The sequence below is a fragment of the Rhizobium sp. GR12 genome, assembly GCF_036596185.1.
Classification (GTDB): Bacteria; Pseudomonadota; Alphaproteobacteria; order Rhizobiales; family Rhizobiaceae; genus Agrobacterium; species Agrobacterium nepotum.
Genome location: NZ_JASXTH010000015.1, coordinates 90333 through 108469, shown reverse-complemented (window position 1 = coordinate 108469; position 18137 = coordinate 90333). Strand labels below are relative to the sequence as shown.

The 18137-nt window shown below is 60.7% G+C and carries 15 protein-coding genes; 8 read left to right on the top strand and 7 right to left on the bottom strand.

All coding sequences use genetic code 11. The annotated features are described in order from the left end of the window. Nucleotides 1–268 precede the first annotated feature (268 nt). Both QSK43_RS22870 and mprF read right to left on the bottom strand, forming a co-directional pair. Nucleotides 269–1639 (bottom strand): virulence factor, encoded by a 1371-nt coding sequence (locus tag QSK43_RS22870; protein ID WP_332305396.1) that lies wholly within the window; start codon nt 1637–1639, stop codon nt 269–271. Between the two features lie 11 nt (nt 1640–1650). Beyond that, a complete protein-coding gene (gene mprF / locus QSK43_RS22865; protein WP_332305395.1) occupies nt 1651–4251 on the bottom strand; it encodes a bifunctional lysylphosphatidylglycerol flippase/synthetase MprF in 2601 nt (866 codons plus the stop codon). Between the two features lie 276 nt (nt 4252–4527). On the opposite strand from mprF, the gene QSK43_RS22860 reads away from it, so the two are divergent. Beyond that, nucleotides 4528–4821 carry a hypothetical protein gene (locus QSK43_RS22860; protein ID WP_332305394.1) on the top strand — a complete coding sequence of 98 codons (294 nt, stop codon included), beginning with the start codon at nt 4528–4530 and terminating at the stop codon, nt 4819–4821. Between the two features lie 62 nt (nt 4822–4883). Here the strand turns inward: QSK43_RS22860 and QSK43_RS22855 are convergent, their stop codons facing one another. Continuing rightward, entirely contained in the window at nt 4884–5924 is a 1041-nt protein-coding gene (locus tag QSK43_RS22855) for a dipeptidase (RefSeq protein ID WP_332305393.1), read from the bottom strand. A gap of 236 nt (nt 5925–6160) precedes the next feature. Between QSK43_RS22855 and QSK43_RS22850 the strand changes: the two genes are divergently transcribed. From QSK43_RS22850 to QSK43_RS22820, 7 genes are all read left to right on the top strand, one after another. Further along, nucleotides 6161–7756 carry an ABC transporter substrate-binding protein gene (locus QSK43_RS22850; RefSeq protein WP_332305392.1) on the top strand — a complete coding sequence of 532 codons (1596 nt, stop codon included), beginning with the start codon at nt 6161–6163 and terminating at the stop codon, nt 7754–7756. A 2-nt stretch (nt 7757–7758) separates the two neighbouring features. Beyond that, on the top strand, nt 7759–8772 hold the full coding sequence (locus QSK43_RS22845) for an ABC transporter permease (protein ID WP_332305421.1): 1014 nt from the start codon (nt 7759–7761) through the stop codon (nt 8770–8772). Then, nucleotides 8769–9671, top strand: coding sequence for a nickel transporter permease (gene nikC, locus QSK43_RS22840; protein ID WP_332305391.1), 903 nt, complete (start codon nt 8769–8771; stop codon nt 9669–9671). The genes QSK43_RS22845 and nikC overlap by 4 nt, the downstream gene beginning before the upstream one ends. Nucleotides 9672–9674: 3 nt before the next feature. After that, nucleotides 9675–10505: an ABC transporter ATP-binding protein gene (locus QSK43_RS22835; RefSeq protein ID WP_332305390.1), complete on the top strand. Its 831-nt coding sequence runs from the start codon at nt 9675–9677 to the stop codon at nt 10503–10505. Then, nucleotides 10502–11242, top strand: coding sequence for an ABC transporter ATP-binding protein (locus tag QSK43_RS22830; RefSeq protein WP_332305389.1), 741 nt, complete (start codon nt 10502–10504; stop codon nt 11240–11242). The genes QSK43_RS22835 and QSK43_RS22830 overlap by 4 nt, the downstream gene beginning before the upstream one ends. A 229-nt stretch (nt 11243–11471) precedes the next feature. After that, nucleotides 11472–12983 carry a serine hydrolase domain-containing protein gene (locus tag QSK43_RS22825; protein ID WP_332305388.1) on the top strand — a complete coding sequence of 504 codons (1512 nt, stop codon included), beginning with the start codon at nt 11472–11474 and terminating at the stop codon, nt 12981–12983. Nucleotides 12984–13072: 89 nt separating this feature from the next. Further along, entirely contained in the window at nt 13073–13969 is an 897-nt protein-coding gene (locus QSK43_RS22820; protein ID WP_332305387.1) for a LysR substrate-binding domain-containing protein, read from the top strand. Between the two features lie 6 nt (nt 13970–13975). Here QSK43_RS22820 and QSK43_RS22815 read toward each other — a convergent pair whose 3' ends face one another. The 4 genes from QSK43_RS22815 to QSK43_RS22800 all read right to left on the bottom strand — a co-directional run bounded on the left by QSK43_RS22815 (nt 13976) and on the right by QSK43_RS22800 (nt 18126). Then, nucleotides 13976–14842 (bottom strand): D-amino-acid transaminase, encoded by an 867-nt coding sequence (locus tag QSK43_RS22815; protein ID WP_332305386.1) that lies wholly within the window; start codon nt 14840–14842, stop codon nt 13976–13978. 20 nt (nt 14843–14862) lie between these two features. Further along, nucleotides 14863–15921, bottom strand: a complete 1059-nt coding sequence (locus QSK43_RS22810; RefSeq protein WP_332305385.1) for a P1 family peptidase — start codon at nt 15919–15921, stop codon at nt 14863–14865. A 144-nt stretch (nt 15922–16065) separates the two neighbouring features. Then, complete coding sequence (locus tag QSK43_RS22805) at nt 16066–17028, bottom strand: sugar kinase (protein ID WP_332305384.1); 963 nt, start codon at nt 17026–17028, stop codon at nt 16066–16068. Nucleotides 17029–17067: 39 nt separating this feature from the next. Next, nucleotides 17068–18126 (bottom strand): ABC transporter ATP-binding protein, encoded by a 1059-nt coding sequence (locus QSK43_RS22800; RefSeq protein WP_332305383.1) that lies wholly within the window; start codon nt 18124–18126, stop codon nt 17068–17070. Nucleotides 18127–18137: the final 11 nt, after the last annotated feature.

The following is an 18137-nucleotide window of genomic DNA, read 5'->3' as shown; positions in this document are numbered from 1 at the left end:
GGAAATATAAAATCTATGATTGGCAATCAACAGAGGCATGGTTGCGGAAATGCCATGGACATCCGCCGCCAGCATATTTCTTTTGAATAATACTTTAACCGATTCCGCAAGCATCGCCGTTGTGCCGAGGAACTTTCAAGGAAGGTTTCCGGGCTGCAATCGGTCATTTCGGAAGCTGCATGCTGCCGATGCCACTATTTGCGGTGGTTGAAGACCAGCGGCATTGCGGCTTCGGGAGTTTTCCCGAAGCCCATCAGGTCGTGACTGCCTATTTCGGCAGCCGGGTCTTCAGCGATGTCACGATACGCTTGGCCAGCCCTTCATAATCCTCATCGAAATGATGGCCGCCCTCGATGCCGACCGCCTCCACGCCTTTCGCCTTCAGTCCGGGGCAGGGATCTTCATCCTCTTCCTCCGTTCCATAGATGCATTGCACCAGCTTCGGGTCTATTTTGGCGATGTCGTCGATGGTCTTGCCGCCCTTGCCCTCGCCGGCGACACCCAGCCAGCCTTCGACGGAAATTTCGAAATCCACTTCGGTCGACAGCCCCATGAGGGTTAGCTGTACGACATGCGATTTTGCGCGTTCCGGCAGAAGATTATAGGTGGCGGGAATGATATCGGCACCGAAGGAGTAGCCGATCAGCACCACGTTTCGAACCTTCCATTCCTTGCGGTAGGTGTCGATGATGCGTGCGAGATCGCCCGCCACTTCCTGAGGCTGCTTTTCTTTCCAGAAATAACGCAGCGCATCGACGCCGATCACGGGTATGCCCTGTTTTTGCAGCGCGCCGCCCACTTCCTCGTCGAGATCGCGCCAGCCGCCGTCGCCGGAATAGATCACCGCCATGGTGTCCATCACCGGGCTGGTTTCCAGAACCTTGATTGGCAGGCCGAGTGGGCTGTCCGCATCGCCGGCGGCATCAAACTGATCGGACAGGGTCTGGGTCAGAACCTCGTCCGCCTTGTCGGTCACATCCGTCACGTCGATATCGGGATGAAGTTTTACCAGCGCGTTGACGTGGTCGCGGCCTTTCTGGTCCGCATCGGGCGTGAACAGCACGCTGACCGGCGCGGGCAGCGGGCCATCGGTCAGACCATAGACCGTCTCGCCATCCACCTTGTCCTTGGTGGCGGGGGTGCAGAGTATCTTCTCAAGCGGCAGGCCGGCCTTTGGGTCGACGGCAATGGCTTCCCGGACAGTAGAAACCGGGCTTTGCGCGATCATGGCCAGCGCCAGCGTTCCGCCCTTGCCGATGCCGGTGAGGATGGGCTGACGATAGCTGCTGGTGCCGGCGGTGCGCTGGATCTGCTGCGACAGCGACTCGATGTCCGAGATCATGTAGATGCAGTCGTCGTCATCGGCCTCAAGCGCCTTCAGATATTCCTTGAAGTCGATGCCGACCACGGCGGCACCTTTTTCCACCAGCGCCTTGGCGCGCTCTTCGTCGGTATTTGTCCATCCGTCCGCGTCGGAAATCAGGAAGACGCTGGCGAGAATATCACCGTCCGGCACCATGATGTGCTCGGCGGGGATCATGCCGGTCTCATAGGCCGGTTTGTCCTGCGAAAAGGCGGCGCTGGAAGCAAACAAGGGGGAAGCGAACAGGGCGGAAGCGGCAAGGACCGTCTTCAACATGCTGTATTTTCTCATTTTCCGATCACTCCTCTGACACCGCCACTGATCAGAACCGTCGCGTCCATCAGCGCCAGAGCGGCGTCTGCGCCGTTCTGCACGGCAAGGTAACGCGGTTCCCATTTCGGGTGGAACTTCGTCTTGAACGCACGAAGCCCCTTAAAGTTGTAAAAACGTTCGCCATGTTCGAAAAGCGTGCTGCCGATGCGGTCCCAGACGGGCGCCGCATCGCGTTTCGACATGCCGGACATGGGCGCCATGCCGAGATTGAAGCTTTCATATCCCGCCTCGCGCAGATGCTGCATGATGCTGACGAAGAGGAAGTCCATCGAGCCGCGCGGCGCATCCGGTGAAAAGCGCATGAGATCGACAGTGGCTTCCTTTTTCGTATCCGTCACCATCAGATTGGCGAAGGCGGTAATCTTGTCATCCTTGCGCAGCACGGCGACGGGCTGGGACAGAATGTAATCCGGCTCGAAAGCACCGAGTGAAAAGCGCTTTTCCCGCGTATTGTGGTGCGCGAGCCAGCCGTCGGAGACCTGCTTCAGCTCGTCCAGAATATCTGCGACATGCGATCGTTCGACGACCTCGAAGGTCAGCCCGTCGCGCGCGCCGCGGCTCAGCGACTGGCGGAGATTGGCGAGTTTGCCACCCTTCAGTTCGAATGCCGTGAGGTCCACCAGCGCCAGTTCGCCGAGTTTGAAGGCGCGCAGGCCCGCATCGGCGCAATGGGACAGGAGGAAAGGCGAGATCTGGTAAAAGGCGGCGCGTGCGCCCGCCGCGCGGGCGGCTTCCACGAATTGCCAGACGAGATCGGGGAAATCCTCCTCGTCGCCGACGGGGTCGGCGAAGGCGATCCAGGACCGGCCCTGAATGCCGTACATGATGAAGGCGCTGCCGCTTTCGGAGAACATTACGTGCTTGTCACCCATGCGCACCAGATTGGCGTCGGCCGAATCCTGCGTCATCACGATGGTGGTGGCATTTGCGACATCGTCGGCCTCGATCGCATCCGGCCGGAAGGCCACCGGCCGCATGAGGCTGAAGATGGCGATGGTGGACGAGGCGAGTACGAGGCCGAGAAGGGCGCGCAATCCGCGTGGGGCTTCCTCGGAGAATTCGAACTGCCACCACAATGTCTGGCTGTAATCCGTATCGCGATACACGAAAAGCAGAATGGTTGCCGCGCCCGCCACGATGACGGCCATGGCGGCGAGCCAGCTTGGGCCCAGCGCCTGCTTCACCAGTGAAGCATGGCGGTTGAAGCTGCGCATATTGGCGGCAAGGGCTGCGATGAAGATGCCGAGGATTGCGGCTTCGAAAACCGCTATGGCCTTGAGGAGGGAGAGAACCAGCGCCAGCGAGGCGGCGACGAGGGCGATCCACCAGGCGCCGTCCAGCCGCTGCCCGAGGCCGCGCGAGGCGACGACCAGAACGAGGCCGAGAATGCTGGTGAGAAAATGCGCCGCCTCGATGATAGGCAACGGCACGAAATTGGACAGGAAATCCAGATTGCCGTCGGGTGTCGGCGTCACGCTCGAAAAGATCAGCATGGTGCCGAGGATCATCGCGAAGGTCGACAAAAGCGGCGGCGCGAGCCGGACGGCAAGCTGGCTGATATCGGAAACCACCGGCTTTGCCGCGAACTGCTTCATCTCGGAGACGAGCATCACCAGAATGGCGACCACCAGCGGCAGGACGTGATAGATCACGCGGTAAAGGACGAGGCTTCCGAGCAATTGGTCGACGCTGATCGCATTGCCGAGGCCCGCGACCATCACGGTTTCGAAAACACCGAGACCGGCCGGCACGTGGCTGAGGACGCCGAGGCCGACGGCGGTGGCGTAGATTGCGAAGAATGTCGGCCAGCCGAGATGCGTGTCGGGCAGCAGCACGTAGAGCACGGAGGCGGAAGCGGCGATATCGAAGGCGGAAACCAGGAACTGACGCGAGGATGTGCGGCTGTCGGGAAGGCGAAGTCGCCAGGCGCCGAGCCGGATGGCGCGGCCGTTGCGTCCGACATAGGCGGCAACGACAAGAGCCGCGATGACGGCCAGCGCGGCGGTTCTGAGAACCAGGGGGTCGATGCCTATGATGGCGGCGATGCGCGGCGCGACGATCAGGGTGGAGATGGCGCTGACCGAAAGCAGGCCAAGCCCGAAGGAAAGCGTGACGAAGGCGATGACGCGAGCGATTTCGCCGGGCGACAGCCCAAGCCGGGAATAGGCGCGAAAGCGGATCGCACCGCCGCTCAACGGCCCGAAACCGGCGGTATTGCCAATGGCATAGGCGGCGAAGGCCGTTGCCGCCATGGGCGGAAACGGAAGCTTGCGGCCGATAAATTCGATTGCATTGGCGTCGTAGAAGATCAGCGCCAGAAAGCTGAGCGCGGTGAAGACGATGGCGAGCAGAACCGCCGAGGCCGAAGTTTGCATCAGCGCTTCGATGACGTCGTCATAGCGGACTTCGGAGGTCAGGTGATATATGGCGAAGGTCATCATCACGAAGACCAGCGTGATGGCGATCGCGGTCAGGTAGGAACGGTTTCTTGCGAAAAAGCTCTCAACCGCAGATTCCGTGACATCGGTTTGTATGATTTCGCTCTTGTCTGCCATTTGATTATCCAGCGCCCGTTTCCCGGTTGGCGAACCACAGGAATGTGTCGCCAATTCGTTTCGGTTTCGGAAATGTGATTAGCAGAAAAGCATGAAGTGTCGATGTGAAGTTTATGCGCGGTTCTTCGCAAAGCCCGCCAAGTCTAAAGGTAAAAATGCAACTGGGGAATGCGGGATTTTCGAGATTGCTCCAAAACGCGCCAAATTGACCGTAACGGTTGCTTGGTGATGGTGTTTGATGCGACTACACGCTCCTTTCAATTGAAGGAGATGCAAATGAACATGCCTACAAGGATCGTACTTTCGCTCGTTATCGCCGTTTTGGCGGGTGGCGGCTACATGGCCTATGACAAGATGCGGCGCGCGGAATGGGTCGTTTCGCCGCAGCAGATCGCTGACGCCAAGGCCAGCGGGCAAGCCGGATATGAATCGCGTCCGGGAACGGTGACGGTTCTGCCGATCCGCAGCGAAACGGCGGATGCGCTGCCGGTCAAGTGGGCGATGATTGCCGTCGTCGGCGGTCTTCTGGCGTTTCGTGCCACGGGCAGAAAAAAAGCGGCAAAGGCCTGAGGCCTGCCGCTTCATATCTCCGGCGCGGATGCGGCGGGGGAGAAGTTGAAGTCGGGGGCGCTTTATGCGCCCCAGGTCTTCTCCAGCACGCGCACCCAGTTGCCGTGGCAGATCTTGGCAAGCGTTGCGTCGTCATAACCGCCCTTGCGCAGGGCTTCGACCAGCAATTGCAGATCGGCCGCATCCTTCATGGCGGCGGGAATCGTCGTGCCGTCGAAGTCCGAACCGAGCGCCACATGATCGATGCCGATGCGGTTGACGATATAGTCGACATGGCGGACGAGTTCGCCGAGATCGGTCTGCGGGTTCTTCACACCGTCCTGGCGCAGGAACAGAACACCGAAATTGATGCCGGCAAGGCCGCCCGTGTCGCGGATTGCGTCCAGCTGGCGGTCCGTCAGGTTGCGGCTGTGGTTGCACAGCGCATAGGCGTTGGAATGCGACGCCACCAGCGGCGCATCGGAAATCTTCGCGATGTCCCAGAAACCCTGCTCGTTCATGTGCGACAGGTCGACCATGATCTTCAGTTCGTTGCACGTTTTCACCAGCCGTTTGCCGGCATCGGTAAGGCCGGGGCCGATATCCGGCGTCGACGGGAAACGGAAGGGGACGCCGTAAGCGAAGATGTTCGGGCGGCTCCAGACCGGCCCGAGCGTGCGCAGACCGGCTTCGTGGAGAACGTGCAGCGCATCGAGATCGGCACCGATCGCTTCCGCGCCCTCGATATGGAAGACGGAGGCGAAGGCGCCTTCAGCCATGGCGCTGCGGATATCGGCTGCCGTGCGGCAGACTTTCAGCGCACCGTCGGATTGTTTCTCGGCGCGGAACAGCAGAGCCGCCATGCCGAGCGTCGCCTTCAGCGCGTCCGCCTCTGCCGGTGTCGGGTAGTCGCCGTTGGCGTCCTTTTCCATGCTGGGCGAGGGCACATAGATGGCGCAGAGACCGCCGGCCAGACCGCCCTTCTTCGCGCGCGGCAGATCGATATGGCCAACCGTGTCGCCTTCGATGAGAAGCGTTTCGGGAGAAGCGTTGCCCGATCGCCATAACCGCAGAAGCACATCGTTGTGGCCGTCGAAGACGGGTACGGTTTTTTCATCGGTCATCGTCATTCACCTTTGGATATGGAGAGGCGCGCGGGCGCGCGTCCGTCAGACTTTTGAGAATTGGTAGAGGAAACGTCAAGGCCGGAGCAAATGCAATCCGTGCATAGGCTCTGCCAAATTTGGAATTGGTCGCGCCTCGTTTGCTCGTGGTAATCGCGGGAAAACATAAAAAAAATGACTGGATTGGGGCAAACCCGTTCCATTCCCGAAAAATAAGATCCGAAAGGGGATTTTCGATGATTTCAAGACGCAACCTGCTGATCGCTGGCGCTGCCGTGCCGTTCCTGTCCTATGCGCGCATTCCGGCATTTGCCGCTACGCCGAAGGATATTCTGGTCGTTGCCCAGCAGCTGGACAATATGACGAGCCTTGACCCGCATGAAGGTTTCGAAGCCGTCGGCGGTGAAATCATCTCCAACATGTATCAGAAGCTGGTGCGCGCCAACCGTGAGGATTCCACCAAGGTCGATCCGGTCATCGCGAAATCCTGGGAAGCCGATGCCGAAGGCAAGGTCTTCACCTTCACGATCTCCGACGACGCCACCTTCTCCAGCGGTGCGAAAGTGACCGCGGAAGACGTGGCCTTCTCGCTGCAACGCGCCATCAAGATGAACAAGAGCCCGGCCTTCATCATCGGCCAGTTCGGCTTCACGCCTGACAATGCCGAAACGACCATCGTTGCCGCCGACGACAAGACGGTGAAGCTGACGACGGCAAAGCCGACCGCCATCTCGTTCCTGCTCTATTGCCTCTCCGCCAATATCGGCGCGATCGTCGAAAAGAAGGCCGTGCTGGCAAATGCCTCGGGCGAAGACCTCGGCAATGGCTGGTTGCAGAAGAACAGCGCCGGCTCCGGCGATTTCATGTTGCAGGCCTGGAAGCCGAGCGAAAGCGTCGCGCTGACCGTCAACCCGAATGGCCCCTATAAGGGCAACATCAAGCGCGTCGTGCTGCGCCATGTCACCGATCCGTCTTCCCAGCTTCTGATGTTGCAGAAGGGCGATATCGACATTGCCCGCGACCTGACCTCGGAACAGCTGCGCACCGTCCAGAACGATGCCAACATCGAGCTGGAGCGCAAGAGCATCGCCTCGCTGGTGCTGATCTCGCTCAATCAGGGCAATGAGAACCTTGCCAAGCCGCAGGTCTGGCAGGCCATCAAATGGGCGCTGGACTATAAGGGCATGCAGGAAAACATCGTGCCGTTGACGCACGAGATCCACCAGAGCTTCGAGCCCAAGGGCTTCCCCGGCGCCGTCAACGACACGCCGTACCAGCGTGATGTCGCAAAGGCCAAGGCGCTGATGGCGGAAGCCGGCCTTGCCGATGGTTTCGAAATCACCATGGATCACTATTCGGCCCAGCCTTACCCTGACCTGGCGCAGGCAATCCAGGCCAACCTTGCCGATATCGGCATCAAGGTGCGTCTGCAATCGGCCGAGAACCGTCAGGTTCTGACCAAGATGCGCGGCCGCGAACACCAGATGGCGCTTTCCGCCTGGGGTACGGATTATTTCGATCCGCATTCCAATGCCGATGTCTTCAACATCAACAAGGACAATGGCGACGATGTGAAGTCCAAGCCGTTCCTGTGGCGTTCGCGTTTCAAGAACGACGATTTCGCCGCCAAGGCGGAAGCGGCCCGCGACGAGCAGGATCCGGCAAAGCGTATCGAGCTTTATGAAGCCCTGCAGCGCGAGCATATGGAAAACAGCCCGTTCGTCTTCATGTTCCAGACGACCAAGACGGCCGCCTTCCGCAAGGGCGTCTCCGGTTTCGAACTCGGCGTTCTCTCCGAGGGCAATTCCTACCACGATGCGAAGAAAGCGTGACATTGAACAAGCGCGTTAAAAGCATATCGTCGACACTGAGCAGCGTCATTCTGACGCTGTTCGGGTTGATGGTCGTCACCTTCCTGATCGGGCGTGTCATGCCCGTCGATCCCGTCATCGCGGCGGTCGGCGATAATGCGCCCGAAGACGTCATCGTGCGGGTGCGGGCCGAAATGGGTCTCGATCAGCCGCTGGTCGTACAGTTCTTCCATTATGTCTCGCAGGTGCTGCACGGTGATTTCGGCAACTCCATCCTGACCCGCAATCCGGTCTGGATCGATATCAAGCGCGTTTTCCCTGCCACCTTCGAGCTTGCCACGGCCGCGCTCATTCTCGCCGCCCTCATCGGCATCCCGCTCGGCGTCTGGGCCGCCGTGAAGCAGGGCAAGGTGACCGATCAGGTCATCCGCGTCGTCTGCCTTGCCGGCCATTCCGTGCCGGTCTTCATGCTGGCGCTGATTTCGCTGCTGGTGTTCTACGCCACACTCGGCGTCGCACCCGGACCGGGCCGGCAGGACATCATCTATGACGGCATGATCACGCAGGTTACAGGCCTGATGACTGTCGACACGTTGCTTGCCGGCGACTGGGGCGCGTTTTACGATGCGCTTGCCCATATGGTGCAGCCGGTCTGCATCCTTGCCTATTTCAGCATGGCCTATATCACCCGCATGACGCGCGCCTTCATGATCGATGCGCTGAAGGGCGAATATGTCATTACCGCCCGCGCCAAGGGGCTTTCTGCCATGACCGTCATCTGGGGACATGCCTTTCCGACGGTCGCCGTGCAGCTCGTCACGGTTCTCGCACTCACCTATGCCGGTCTTCTCGAAGGTGCCGTGGTGACGGAAACCGTCTTCAGCTGGCCGGGCCTTGGCCAATACCTCACCGTCTCGCTCATGAACGCGGACATGAACCCCGTCGTCGGAGCAACCCTGTTGATTGGCCTGATCTATGTCGGCCTCAACCTGCTTGCAGACGTACTTTACCGAGTAATGGATCCGCGCGTTCGATGATGTTAGCTAATTTCAGAAACTGGGCTCTGGATGAGACGCCGCATTCCCGCAGCCAGGCTGCCTGGGGAAACCGGTACCGCATCTGGCTGAACCTCAAGTCCAATCCGCTGGCGGTGGTCGGTCTCACGATCATCATCGTCTTCATCGCGTTGTCGCTGCTGGCGCCGGCCATCGCGCCTTATGATCCGGCCGCGCAGAACCTCGGCAATCGCCTTGCCTTCCCAAGTGCCGAGCACTGGTTCGGCACGGATGAGCTGGGCCGCGACATTCTTTCGCGCATCCTTTACGGCGGCCGCGTCACGCTCGGCATGGTCATCGCCGTTGTTGTTCTGGTCGCACCGATCGGGCTCGCCATCGGCTGCATCGCCGGTTATTTCGGCGGCATCGTCGATACGGTGCTGATGCGGGTGACGGACGTGTTTCTGGCCTTCCCGCGTCTCATTCTGGCGCTGGCCTTCGTCGCGGCGCTGAAGCCGGGCGTCGAAAGCGCCATTCTCGCCATCGCGCTCACCGCTTGGCCGCCCTATGCGCGTCTCGCACGCGCCGAAACCATGACGGTTCGCGGCAGCGATTTCGTCGCTGCCTATCGGCTGACGGGGGCCTCCGCCTGGCGGATCATCGCCCGCCACATCGCGCCGCTTTGCGTGCCGAGCCTTATCGTGCGCATCACGCTCGACATGAGCTCGATCATCATCACGGCAGCCAGCCTCGGCTTCCTCGGCATGGGCGCGCAGCCGCCGTCGCCGGAATGGGGCGCGATGATTGCCACCGCCAAGCGCTTCATCTTCGAACAATGGTGGGTCGCCACCATTCCGGGCATCGCCATCTTCCTCGTTTCGCTCGCCTTCAACTTCCTTGGCGATGGTCTGCGCGACGTGCTCGACCCGAAGGGACATTGAGCCATGCTGGTCGAAATCGAAAATCTGAAGATCGCATTTCAAACCCGCACCAGCCGTTTCGAGGCAGTGCGCGGTGTTTCCATGAAGCTCGGAACCGAAAAGCTCGGCATCGTCGGTGAATCCGGTTCCGGCAAGAGCCTCACGGCCCGCGCGCTGATGAAGCTTCTGCCCTCCAACGCCGATATCAGGGCCGACAAGCTCTCCTTCGACGGTATCGACGTGCTTTCCGCCAGTGAAAAGCAGATGCGCCAGATTCGGGGCAAGCGGGCGGGTTTCATCCTTCAGGATCCGAAATATTCGCTGAACCCGGTCAAGACCATGGGTGCACAAATCGCGGAAGCCTGGCGCGCCCATAAGGGTGGCGGCAAGCGCGCGGCCATGGAAGCAGCGATTGCGCTGCTCGATCAGGTGAAAATCCGCAATCCGCGCCAGGTCGCTTTGTCCTACGCGCACGAGGTTTCCGGCGGCATGGGCCAGCGCGTGATGATCGCCATGATGCTCGCGCCCGATCCCGAGCTTCTGATCGCCGACGAACCGACCAGCGCTCTCGACGCCACGGTGCAGGCGGAAATCCTGCGGCTGATCGAGGAGCTGGTGTCGGAACGCGGCATGGGTCTCATCCTCATCAGCCACGATCTGCCGCTCGTCTCGCATTTCTGCGACCGCGTGGCTGTCATGTATTCCGGCCGGGTGATGGAGGAGCTGAAGGCTTCCGAACTCCTGAAAGCCCAGCATCCTTACACGCAGGGTCTTTTGAACTGCATCCCCTCGCTGACGCATCCGCGCGAGCGTCTTCCCGTTCTCAACCGTGATGCAGCGTGGTCCAGCCAATGATCGACGTCGAAAACCTCCGTATCAAGTTCGGCGACCGCGAAGTGGTGAAGGGCGTGTCCTTTTCGGTGGAAAAGGGCGGCAGCTTCGGCATCGTCGGCGAAAGCGGCTCGGGCAAGTCCACCATTCTGCGCGCCATGGCCGGCCTTAATGAAAGCTGGGAAGGCCGCATCGCTTTTGCCGGCAAGGACGCACCGCTGAAGCGCGCGCCTGACTTCTTCCGGCAGGTGCAGATGGTGTTTCAGGACCCTTACGGCTCGCTGCACCCGCGCCAGACCATCGACCGTATCCTCAGCGAATTGCCGCTGGTTCACGGCATGGACAATATCGAAAAACGCATCCAGCAGGCCTTGTCGGATGTGGCCCTGCCGCAGGCGGTGCGCTTCCGTTATCCACACCAGCTTTCCGGTGGCCAGCGCCAGCGCGTGGCGATTGCGCGTGCGTTGATTGCCGATCCGCAGGTTCTGCTGCTCGATGAGCCGACTTCGGCGCTCGACGTTTCGGTGCAGGCGGAAATCCTGAACCTGTTGCAAGATCTGCGCGCGGCGCGCAACCTCACCTATATCCTCGTCAGCCACAATCTGGCGGTCATCGCGCATCTGTGCCCACAGGTGGGCGTGATGCTGAACGGCGACATGGTGGAGCAGCTGAGCGCGGGCGATCTGCGCGAGGGCCGCATCAAACATCCGCATACGGAAGAGTTGCGCAGCCTGAGCATCAAGCTGGAAGAGCCAGCCTGAGTGCCGGCCGCGTAGCCTACGTTGCGCATAGATCGAGCGGGTGTGCTCGCTTCTTCTCCCCGCCGGGGAGAAGGTCGCGGCAGCGGGATGAGGGGGCAAGCTCTCAGTTTACCCTCTGACCCCGCCCCCTCATCCGACCCTTCGGGCCACCTTCTCCCCGGCGGGGAGAAGAAACGAGCCGCGATGCCGAGGCTTCCTGCAAAGACCCACAAAAATACGAGACCGAACAATGTCACAGCAATTCGACTGGAACGCCGCTTCAACGCTCGCCCAAAGCTTCGTCTCGCAATGGGCGGGCAATGAGCCGGGCGGGGCGGTTATCGGTTTCGATCTCAGCGGCATCCGGTTTGCCCATGCGGGCGGCGTTGAAAGTCTTTCAACCTTTGCGCCCTTTACGCCGAAAAGCGTGGTGCGTTATGCCTCCGTCACCAAACACGCCTTCTGCGCCATGGTGCTTGCCCATTCCGATCTGATCGGGCTTGACGATCCGCTTGGCAAGCATTTGGCCGAGCTGCAATCACCACTGAGTGAGGTCACGGTCGGGCAGGCGCTGGATATGAGCGGCGGCTTGCCGGACACGCGCGAATGCCTCTCGCTGCTTGGTCTGTCCGTCTACACCGAAACGAAGGCCGGCCCGCTTCTCGACTATCTGTCGCGGCTGACCCGGCTGAACTTTGATGCCGGCAGCGAGGTTTCCTATTCGAATACCGGCTATCGTCTGGTGGAGGCGGCGCTGGAGCGCCACGGCTTCCGTTTTGACGATTTCGTGCAGGGACAAATTGCCGGTCCGTTCGGCGTTTTCCTCAAGGCGCCGGATGTCTGGAACGATCCGGTTGACGGATTGGTGCCGGGTTACTGGAAGGCGGAAAGCAACTGGCAGCTTTCGGCGGCCGGCCTCCATATTTCTGCGTCGGGCAGTCTTGCCGGCAGTGCCGAAGCGCTTACCCGCTGGTTGCAGGGCTTGATGCGTGGGGAAGGCAGCTTTGCGGGCGTTCTGGACGGACTTTCCGCCGAGCGCACCCTGGCAGATGGACGGATGAGCGAATATGGCCTTGGCCTGCGCTGGTCGCACCTTGGCGACAGGCGTTTCGTCGGCCACGGCGGCTCACATCCGGGATATAAGACCTATTTCCTGCTCGATCCGGAAAACGGCACGGGTTTCGTCGTGGTGTCCAACAGCGAGGATACCAACGGTTTCAAGATTGCGCTCGAAAGCATGGCCGCTCTGACCGGCCTGCCCTTGCCCAAACCTGCGACTAGCCTTCCGGAAGGCCTCTACGTCACCGAAAGCGGACCATGGTGGCTGGAGATCAGGGGCAGTACCTCCACCTTCATCGATGGCGACGACACGCTTTATGAAGATGCCGATGGCTGGGTATCGTCGCGCTCCGCATCCTCTCCGATGCGTCTGAGGCTCGAGGGCGATGCGATCGTCGGCGAGGCAGGCCATGCCGCTCGTCGGTTCCTGCCGGTTGGTGACCATGCCATCCCCGATGAGCTTTCCGGGTCGTGGCGCTCTCCCGAAGGGGCGGAATTCACGATTTCCGGTTCGTCGCTGACCATGGGCATCGGCCCCACGCGCCGCTCCATGCCGCTGACGGCGCTTGGCAATGGCCGTTTCCTGTTCACGCTCTCGGATGGGCCGTGGACAAAACGCATCTGCCTGAACCGGCTGGGCGACAACCGGATAGAGCTGGTGTCCAGCCGTGCGCGGATGATCGAATATTCCAGAAGCCGTTAAGAGGGTTTCAATCAGCTCCTATTGCTCCTAATAAAGGCCCATGTTCCAGCTGAAGGCCGGTTCAATATCTTTGTGGGGAGAGCAGGCCCTTGGAAGTCAAATGGCTTGAGGATTTTCTGGCGCTGGCCGGAACGCTCAATTTCTCGAAGGCGGCGGAGGAGCGGCACGTCACGCAATCCGCTTTCAGCCGAAGGATCAAGCAGCTGGAAGCCTGGGTGGGCGCGACGCTGGTCGACCGCGCTTCCTATCCTTCCCGGCTGACTGAGGCTGGCGTCAAGTTCGTTCCGGTGGCGCAGGAAACGCTGAAACAGCTTTATCATGCCCGGCGCACTTTGTTGCAGGAAGACGGCGCGGATGCGAGAACGGTGCGGTTGACTGCGCTGCACACGCTGTCCTTCACCTTCTTTCCGGACTGGCTGAAACGGGTAAACGAGACGGCGGGGCCGCTGTTTTCCGTGTTGCGGCCCGACTCCGGCAGCATGGAGGAAAACCTCAATTCGCTGGTGGACGGGCAAAGCGATTTTCTTCTGACCTATGCCCACCCTGAAGTGCCGATGCTGCTTGATGCGCAGACCTTCGAATTCCGCGTGCTCGGCGCGGAAAACATCATCCCCGTCTCCGCGCCGGCTGAGAATGGCGCACCTTTGCACAGCCTGACGGAAAACGCGAAAAAGCCCTTCGCCTGTCTGGATTACGAAAAATCCTCGTTCTTCGGGCCGCTGTTGCGCGATCTCCTGAGCGCGCGCCTGCCGAAATTCGAGCGTGTGCATGAAGGCAGCATGTCGGTGGGGCTGAAAGCCATGGCAATGGCGGGCTGGGGCGTCGCCTGGGTGCCGGAAAGCCTGATGCGGCACGAGCTGGATAGCGGCGCTTTGGTGCGCGCCGCCGGTCACAGTTTCGATATTGCCGTCGATATCCGGCTTTATCGTTCGAAGGAGAACCGCCGTCCCGTTGTCGAGCGGATATGGGCGGTTCTCGAAGATTGATCTTGGTCAGATCGCGGTGCGGTGGGCGTTTTCGAGATAAAGCGCACGCAGGCGGCTTACCATCGGGCCGGGCTTGCCATTGCCCACCGGCTTGCCGTCGATCTTCGTGACGGAAACCACGAAGTTGGAGGCGCTGGTCAGGCAGGCCTCATCGGCATTCAGCGCCTCTTCCAGCGTGAAAGGCCGTTCTTCCAGCGTGAAACCGGCTTCCTTGGCCAGTTGCAGGGCGGCGAGGCGGGTGCAACCGGGCAGGGTCTTGTTGCTGTTACCGCGGGTGATGATCTTCCTGTCGCCGGTGATGATATAGGCGGTGGAGGACGCGCCTTCGGTGACGAACCCATCCTCGATCATCCACGCTTCATCGCAGCCTTCGGCCTTGGCGATGCGTTTTGCCATGACCTGCGGCAGGAGACAGACGGTTTTGATATCACGGCGCGCCCAACGCTGGTCGGGAACGGATTTGACCGCGATGCCGGCCTCTTCCACGGCGGTGCCGATGAGCTTCTTGGCCTGGGTGAACATGACAAGCGTCGGCTTCAGATCGGCGGAAAACAGGAAGTTGCGATCTTCCGCGCCACGCGTCAGCTGCAGGTAGATCATGCCTTCGACAAGGTTATTGTCGGCGATCAGGCGGCGTTCGGCCTCGACGATTTCCTTGGTTGTGACCGGCAACGGCACGTCGATTTCGCGGGCGCTGCGTTCCAGCCGCGCCATGTGCAGGTCGCTGTCGATCAGCTTGCCTTCCAGAACGGAGGTGACTTCATAGATGCCGTCGCCGAACAGGAAACCGCGGTCGAAGATGGAAAGGCGGGCTTCCGCCTCGGGCAGGAATTCGCCGTTGAGGTAAACGATGCGACCGGGTTGGCTAGTCATGAAAACTCCGTCTGGAAAGGTCAGGCTGAAAGAAGGGTTTTAATTGTGTCGATGGAAATGGCCTCGATCGTGGAGACCTTGGCGGCTGTGGCATTGAAGCCGGTTGTCGTCGTTGCCGCGCAGAGCGAATTGAGGATCGCCTCTTCGGTCGCCTCTATCGCGGCCTCGAACAGCGGCGAAATCGCGTCGTTGGAAAGTTCAGGGAAATCGGCCACGGCCTTGCGGCGCGCGGGTGTTTTGCGAAGCCGTTCATTGGTTGAAAATGCCAGCGCATAATCGCCGGAACCGTTGCTGAGTGCCGCACCGGTGCGTGAGAGGCCGCCGAAGCTTCTGGCCGCCAGACGTTTCAGATTGCGTGACGACAGTGGCGCGTCGGTTGCGATGATGATGACGATCGAGCCGTCCTTGTCCTTGTGCTCCGGGCTTACATAAGGCTTGCCGCAGACGAGGAGGTGGCCGCCGTAATTGGACTGCACCAGAACGCCGAGCGTATAGGTTTCTCCGAAAATTGGGACGACGCGCGATGCGGTTCCGATACCGCCCTTCATGCCGAAGGCCACGGTGCCGGTTCCAGCGCCAACGCCACCCTCGGTCACCGGGCCTGTGGTTGCGTTTTTCAGCGCGGCGGAGATTTCATCGACAGTGGGGCGCCCGGCGCGGATATCATTGAGGCGGGAATCGTTGGTCTCTCCGACGACCGCGTTGATGGACACCACTTTCTCATTGCCTGACTGCGACAGCGTATGACGGTTGATCGCCTCGATTGCCCTGCCGGTCGCGAGTGTGTTGGTGAGGATAACAGGCGTTTCAAGTTCGCCCAGTTCCTCGATCTGGGTTGAGCCGGCAAATTTGCCGAAGCCGTTATAGACCGCAAAACCCGCGGGCACCTTGTCCTGAAAGATGTTGCCGCCATGGGCCAAGATCGCGGTCGCGCCGGTGCGGATCGTATCGCCTTCGATTACCGTTGAATGGCCGACGCGCACGCCTTCGACATCGGTAATGGCGTTGAGCGGGCCGGTCTCGAAATGGCCGGGGGGCAAGCCGATATCGCGCAGTCGCGGGCGGGTCGTCTCATGCATCGGGTCGGTCACTTTTGCGGAATTCGGGCTGATATCAGGGGCGAGCGCGGCTTGCGAAAAGCTTTGCCTATCCGAACGTTAGCCTAGTTCGCCGCGAAACGGCATCGCAAAAATGGAATAGTTTTATGCGGACAATGTATGTGCTCAGGAGGCGCGTAACGCCGGTCCGTCCCGGTCTTCCAGCCATTGCCGCATCGCGTCTTCGGTCTCGCTTCTCAAGGGCGCGCCGATGCGGCCGCCGAAGACGGTGCATTTGAGTGCAGCTGCAACGGAGGAGAGCCGGATGGCCGCGCGGCTTTCCATGCCTTCGGCGATCGCAAGCGCGAATGTGCCGTGGAAAATATCGCCTGCCGCGAGCGTATCTACCGCCTCGACCTGCATCGTTTCCTGAAAATGGACAGTCGGATCGCCCGCCTCCGTCCAGTAGCAGCCCGCCGGTCCGGCGGTGACGGCGATGAAGGTCTGCGGATAGCGGGCATGCAGCACCGGCAGCATGTCTTGTACCGTTTCAAGTCCCGTCAGCCGCGCGGCGGCGGGTTCTGAAAAAACGATGTGAGTTGCTGCGGGTGCGAGTTTTTCGAGGATTTCGACCGGCGCGACGTCGCCGTCGAGAATGGCGTGTTTGCCGAGCGCACGCGCCACATCAAGAACATCGAGCGCCAGTTCCGGCCAGCGCACATCCACCAGAACGGCGTCGAAAGGGGCGAGGTCTGCTGGCGTGCAGGAGCGCTTCTTTTCATGCAGCCTGTGATCATAGAAAGGTATGATCAGCCGTTCGCCGCGATCATCGATAATGATCGTGGACAGTGCGGAGCGCGCGCCGGGGGCTACCGTCACGCCGGCAACGTCTATACCGCTTTCGGCAAGATCGCGCAGGATGCGGGTGCCGGTCTCGTCGTCGCCCACCGCACCCCAAAGGCTGGCGCGGCCGCCCATGCGATGCACCGCATAGGCTGCGCTGGATGCCATGCCTTCGGCGATCTGCAACATCTCATAGGGCAGGAGCTTGCCTTCGCCCTTTGGCATGTCATGGACGCGAAACAGGGTGTCGAGCACGGCTGCACCCACGCACAGCACATGTTTGCGGCTCTCGTGTTGGCTGTCCATGCCCGTCACCCTTCTTCATGCTCTTACTGGAAATGCATCTCAGATACGCTTGCCGCTTTCCTTGTCGAAGAGATGCACCATTTCCGGGTCGATGGCGATATGGATCGTATCGCCGAACCGCACATCCAGCCGCTCGCGGAACAGGCAGGCGATCTCGTCGCCCTTGCAGTTCAGCTTGGCGTAGATTTCCGAGCCGGTGCCTTCGACCAGTTCGACCCGGCCTTCGATACCGCCGCTTGCCGCGCGGATATGTTCCGGGCGTACGCCGTAAACGAGGTCACGGCCACCCAGTGCGGAAAGATCGGTATTGGCGGGCAAGGGAAGGCTTAAGCCCTTCACGGTGCGGAACACGCCTTCTTCGACGCGTCCACGAATGAAGTTCATGGCGGGCGAACCGATGAAACCGGCGACGAACAGGTTGGCCGGGCGGTCGTAGAGCTCCAGCGGTGCGCCGATCTGTTCGATCACGCCGTCATGCAGCACCACGATCTTGTCGGCCATGGTCATGGCTTCCACCTGGTCGTGGGTGACATAGATGGTGGTGGTGCCGATGCGCTGATGCATGGCCTTGATCTCGCCGCGCATCTGCACACGCAGCTTGGCGTCGAGATTGGAAAGGGGCTCATCGAACAGGAAGACCTGCGGATCGCGCACCAGTGCGCGGCCCATGGCGACACGCTGGCGCTGACCGCCGGAAAGCTGGCGCGGATAACGATCGAGCAGCTTGTCGAGACCCAGAATGGCGGCGGCCTTATCGACCTTGGCCTTGGTCTCGCCCGCGCTCACCTTCTTCAGCTTCAGCGCGAAGCCCATATTGTCCTTCACCGTCATGTGCGGATAAAGGGCGTAGTTCTGGAAGACCATGGCGATATCGCGGTCGCGGGCGGGCAGGTTGCTGACCTCGCGTGCGCCGATGTGGATTTCGCCGTCGCTCACTTCTTCCAGGCCTGCAATCATGCGCAGCAGGGTGGATTTGCCGCAGCCGGACGGGCCGACCAGCACGACGAATTCGCCATCCTTGATATCGATATCGATGCCGTGGATGATGTTGACTGCGCCGAAGCGCTTCTGGACGTTTAGAATATTGACCGGTGCCATGTTTTTGGTTC

What these genes read in the sequence shown, in the direction of transcription:
- QSK43_RS22870 (WP_332305396.1), bottom strand. Translation starts at nt 1,639, where the DNA reads ATGTTGAAGACGGTCCTTGCCGCTTCCGCCCTGTTCGCTTCCCCCTTG.
- mprF (WP_332305395.1), bottom strand. Translation starts at nt 4,251, where the DNA reads ATGGCAGACAAGAGCGAAATCATACAAACCGATGTCACGGAATCTGCG.
- QSK43_RS22860 (WP_332305394.1), top strand. Translation starts at nt 4,528, where the DNA reads ATGAACATGCCTACAAGGATCGTACTTTCGCTCGTTATCGCCGTTTTG.
- QSK43_RS22855 (WP_332305393.1), bottom strand. Translation starts at nt 5,924, where the DNA reads ATGACCGATGAAAAAACCGTACCCGTCTTCGACGGCCACAACGATGTG.
- QSK43_RS22850 (WP_332305392.1), top strand. Translation starts at nt 6,161, where the DNA reads ATGATTTCAAGACGCAACCTGCTGATCGCTGGCGCTGCCGTGCCGTTC.
- nikC (WP_332305391.1), top strand. Translation starts at nt 8,769, where the DNA reads ATGATGTTAGCTAATTTCAGAAACTGGGCTCTGGATGAGACGCCGCAT.
- QSK43_RS22835 (WP_332305390.1), top strand. Translation starts at nt 9,675, where the DNA reads ATGCTGGTCGAAATCGAAAATCTGAAGATCGCATTTCAAACCCGCACC.
- QSK43_RS22830 (WP_332305389.1), top strand. Translation starts at nt 10,502, where the DNA reads ATGATCGACGTCGAAAACCTCCGTATCAAGTTCGGCGACCGCGAAGTG.
- QSK43_RS22825 (WP_332305388.1), top strand. Translation starts at nt 11,472, where the DNA reads ATGTCACAGCAATTCGACTGGAACGCCGCTTCAACGCTCGCCCAAAGC.
- QSK43_RS22815 (WP_332305386.1), bottom strand. Translation starts at nt 14,842, where the DNA reads ATGACTAGCCAACCCGGTCGCATCGTTTACCTCAACGGCGAATTCCTG.
- QSK43_RS22810 (WP_332305385.1), bottom strand. Translation starts at nt 15,921, where the DNA reads ATGCATGAGACGACCCGCCCGCGACTGCGCGATATCGGCTTGCCCCCC.
- QSK43_RS22805 (WP_332305384.1), bottom strand. Translation starts at nt 17,028, where the DNA reads ATGGACAGCCAACACGAGAGCCGCAAACATGTGCTGTGCGTGGGTGCA.
- QSK43_RS22800 (WP_332305383.1), bottom strand. Translation starts at nt 18,126, where the DNA reads ATGGCACCGGTCAATATTCTAAACGTCCAGAAGCGCTTCGGCGCAGTC.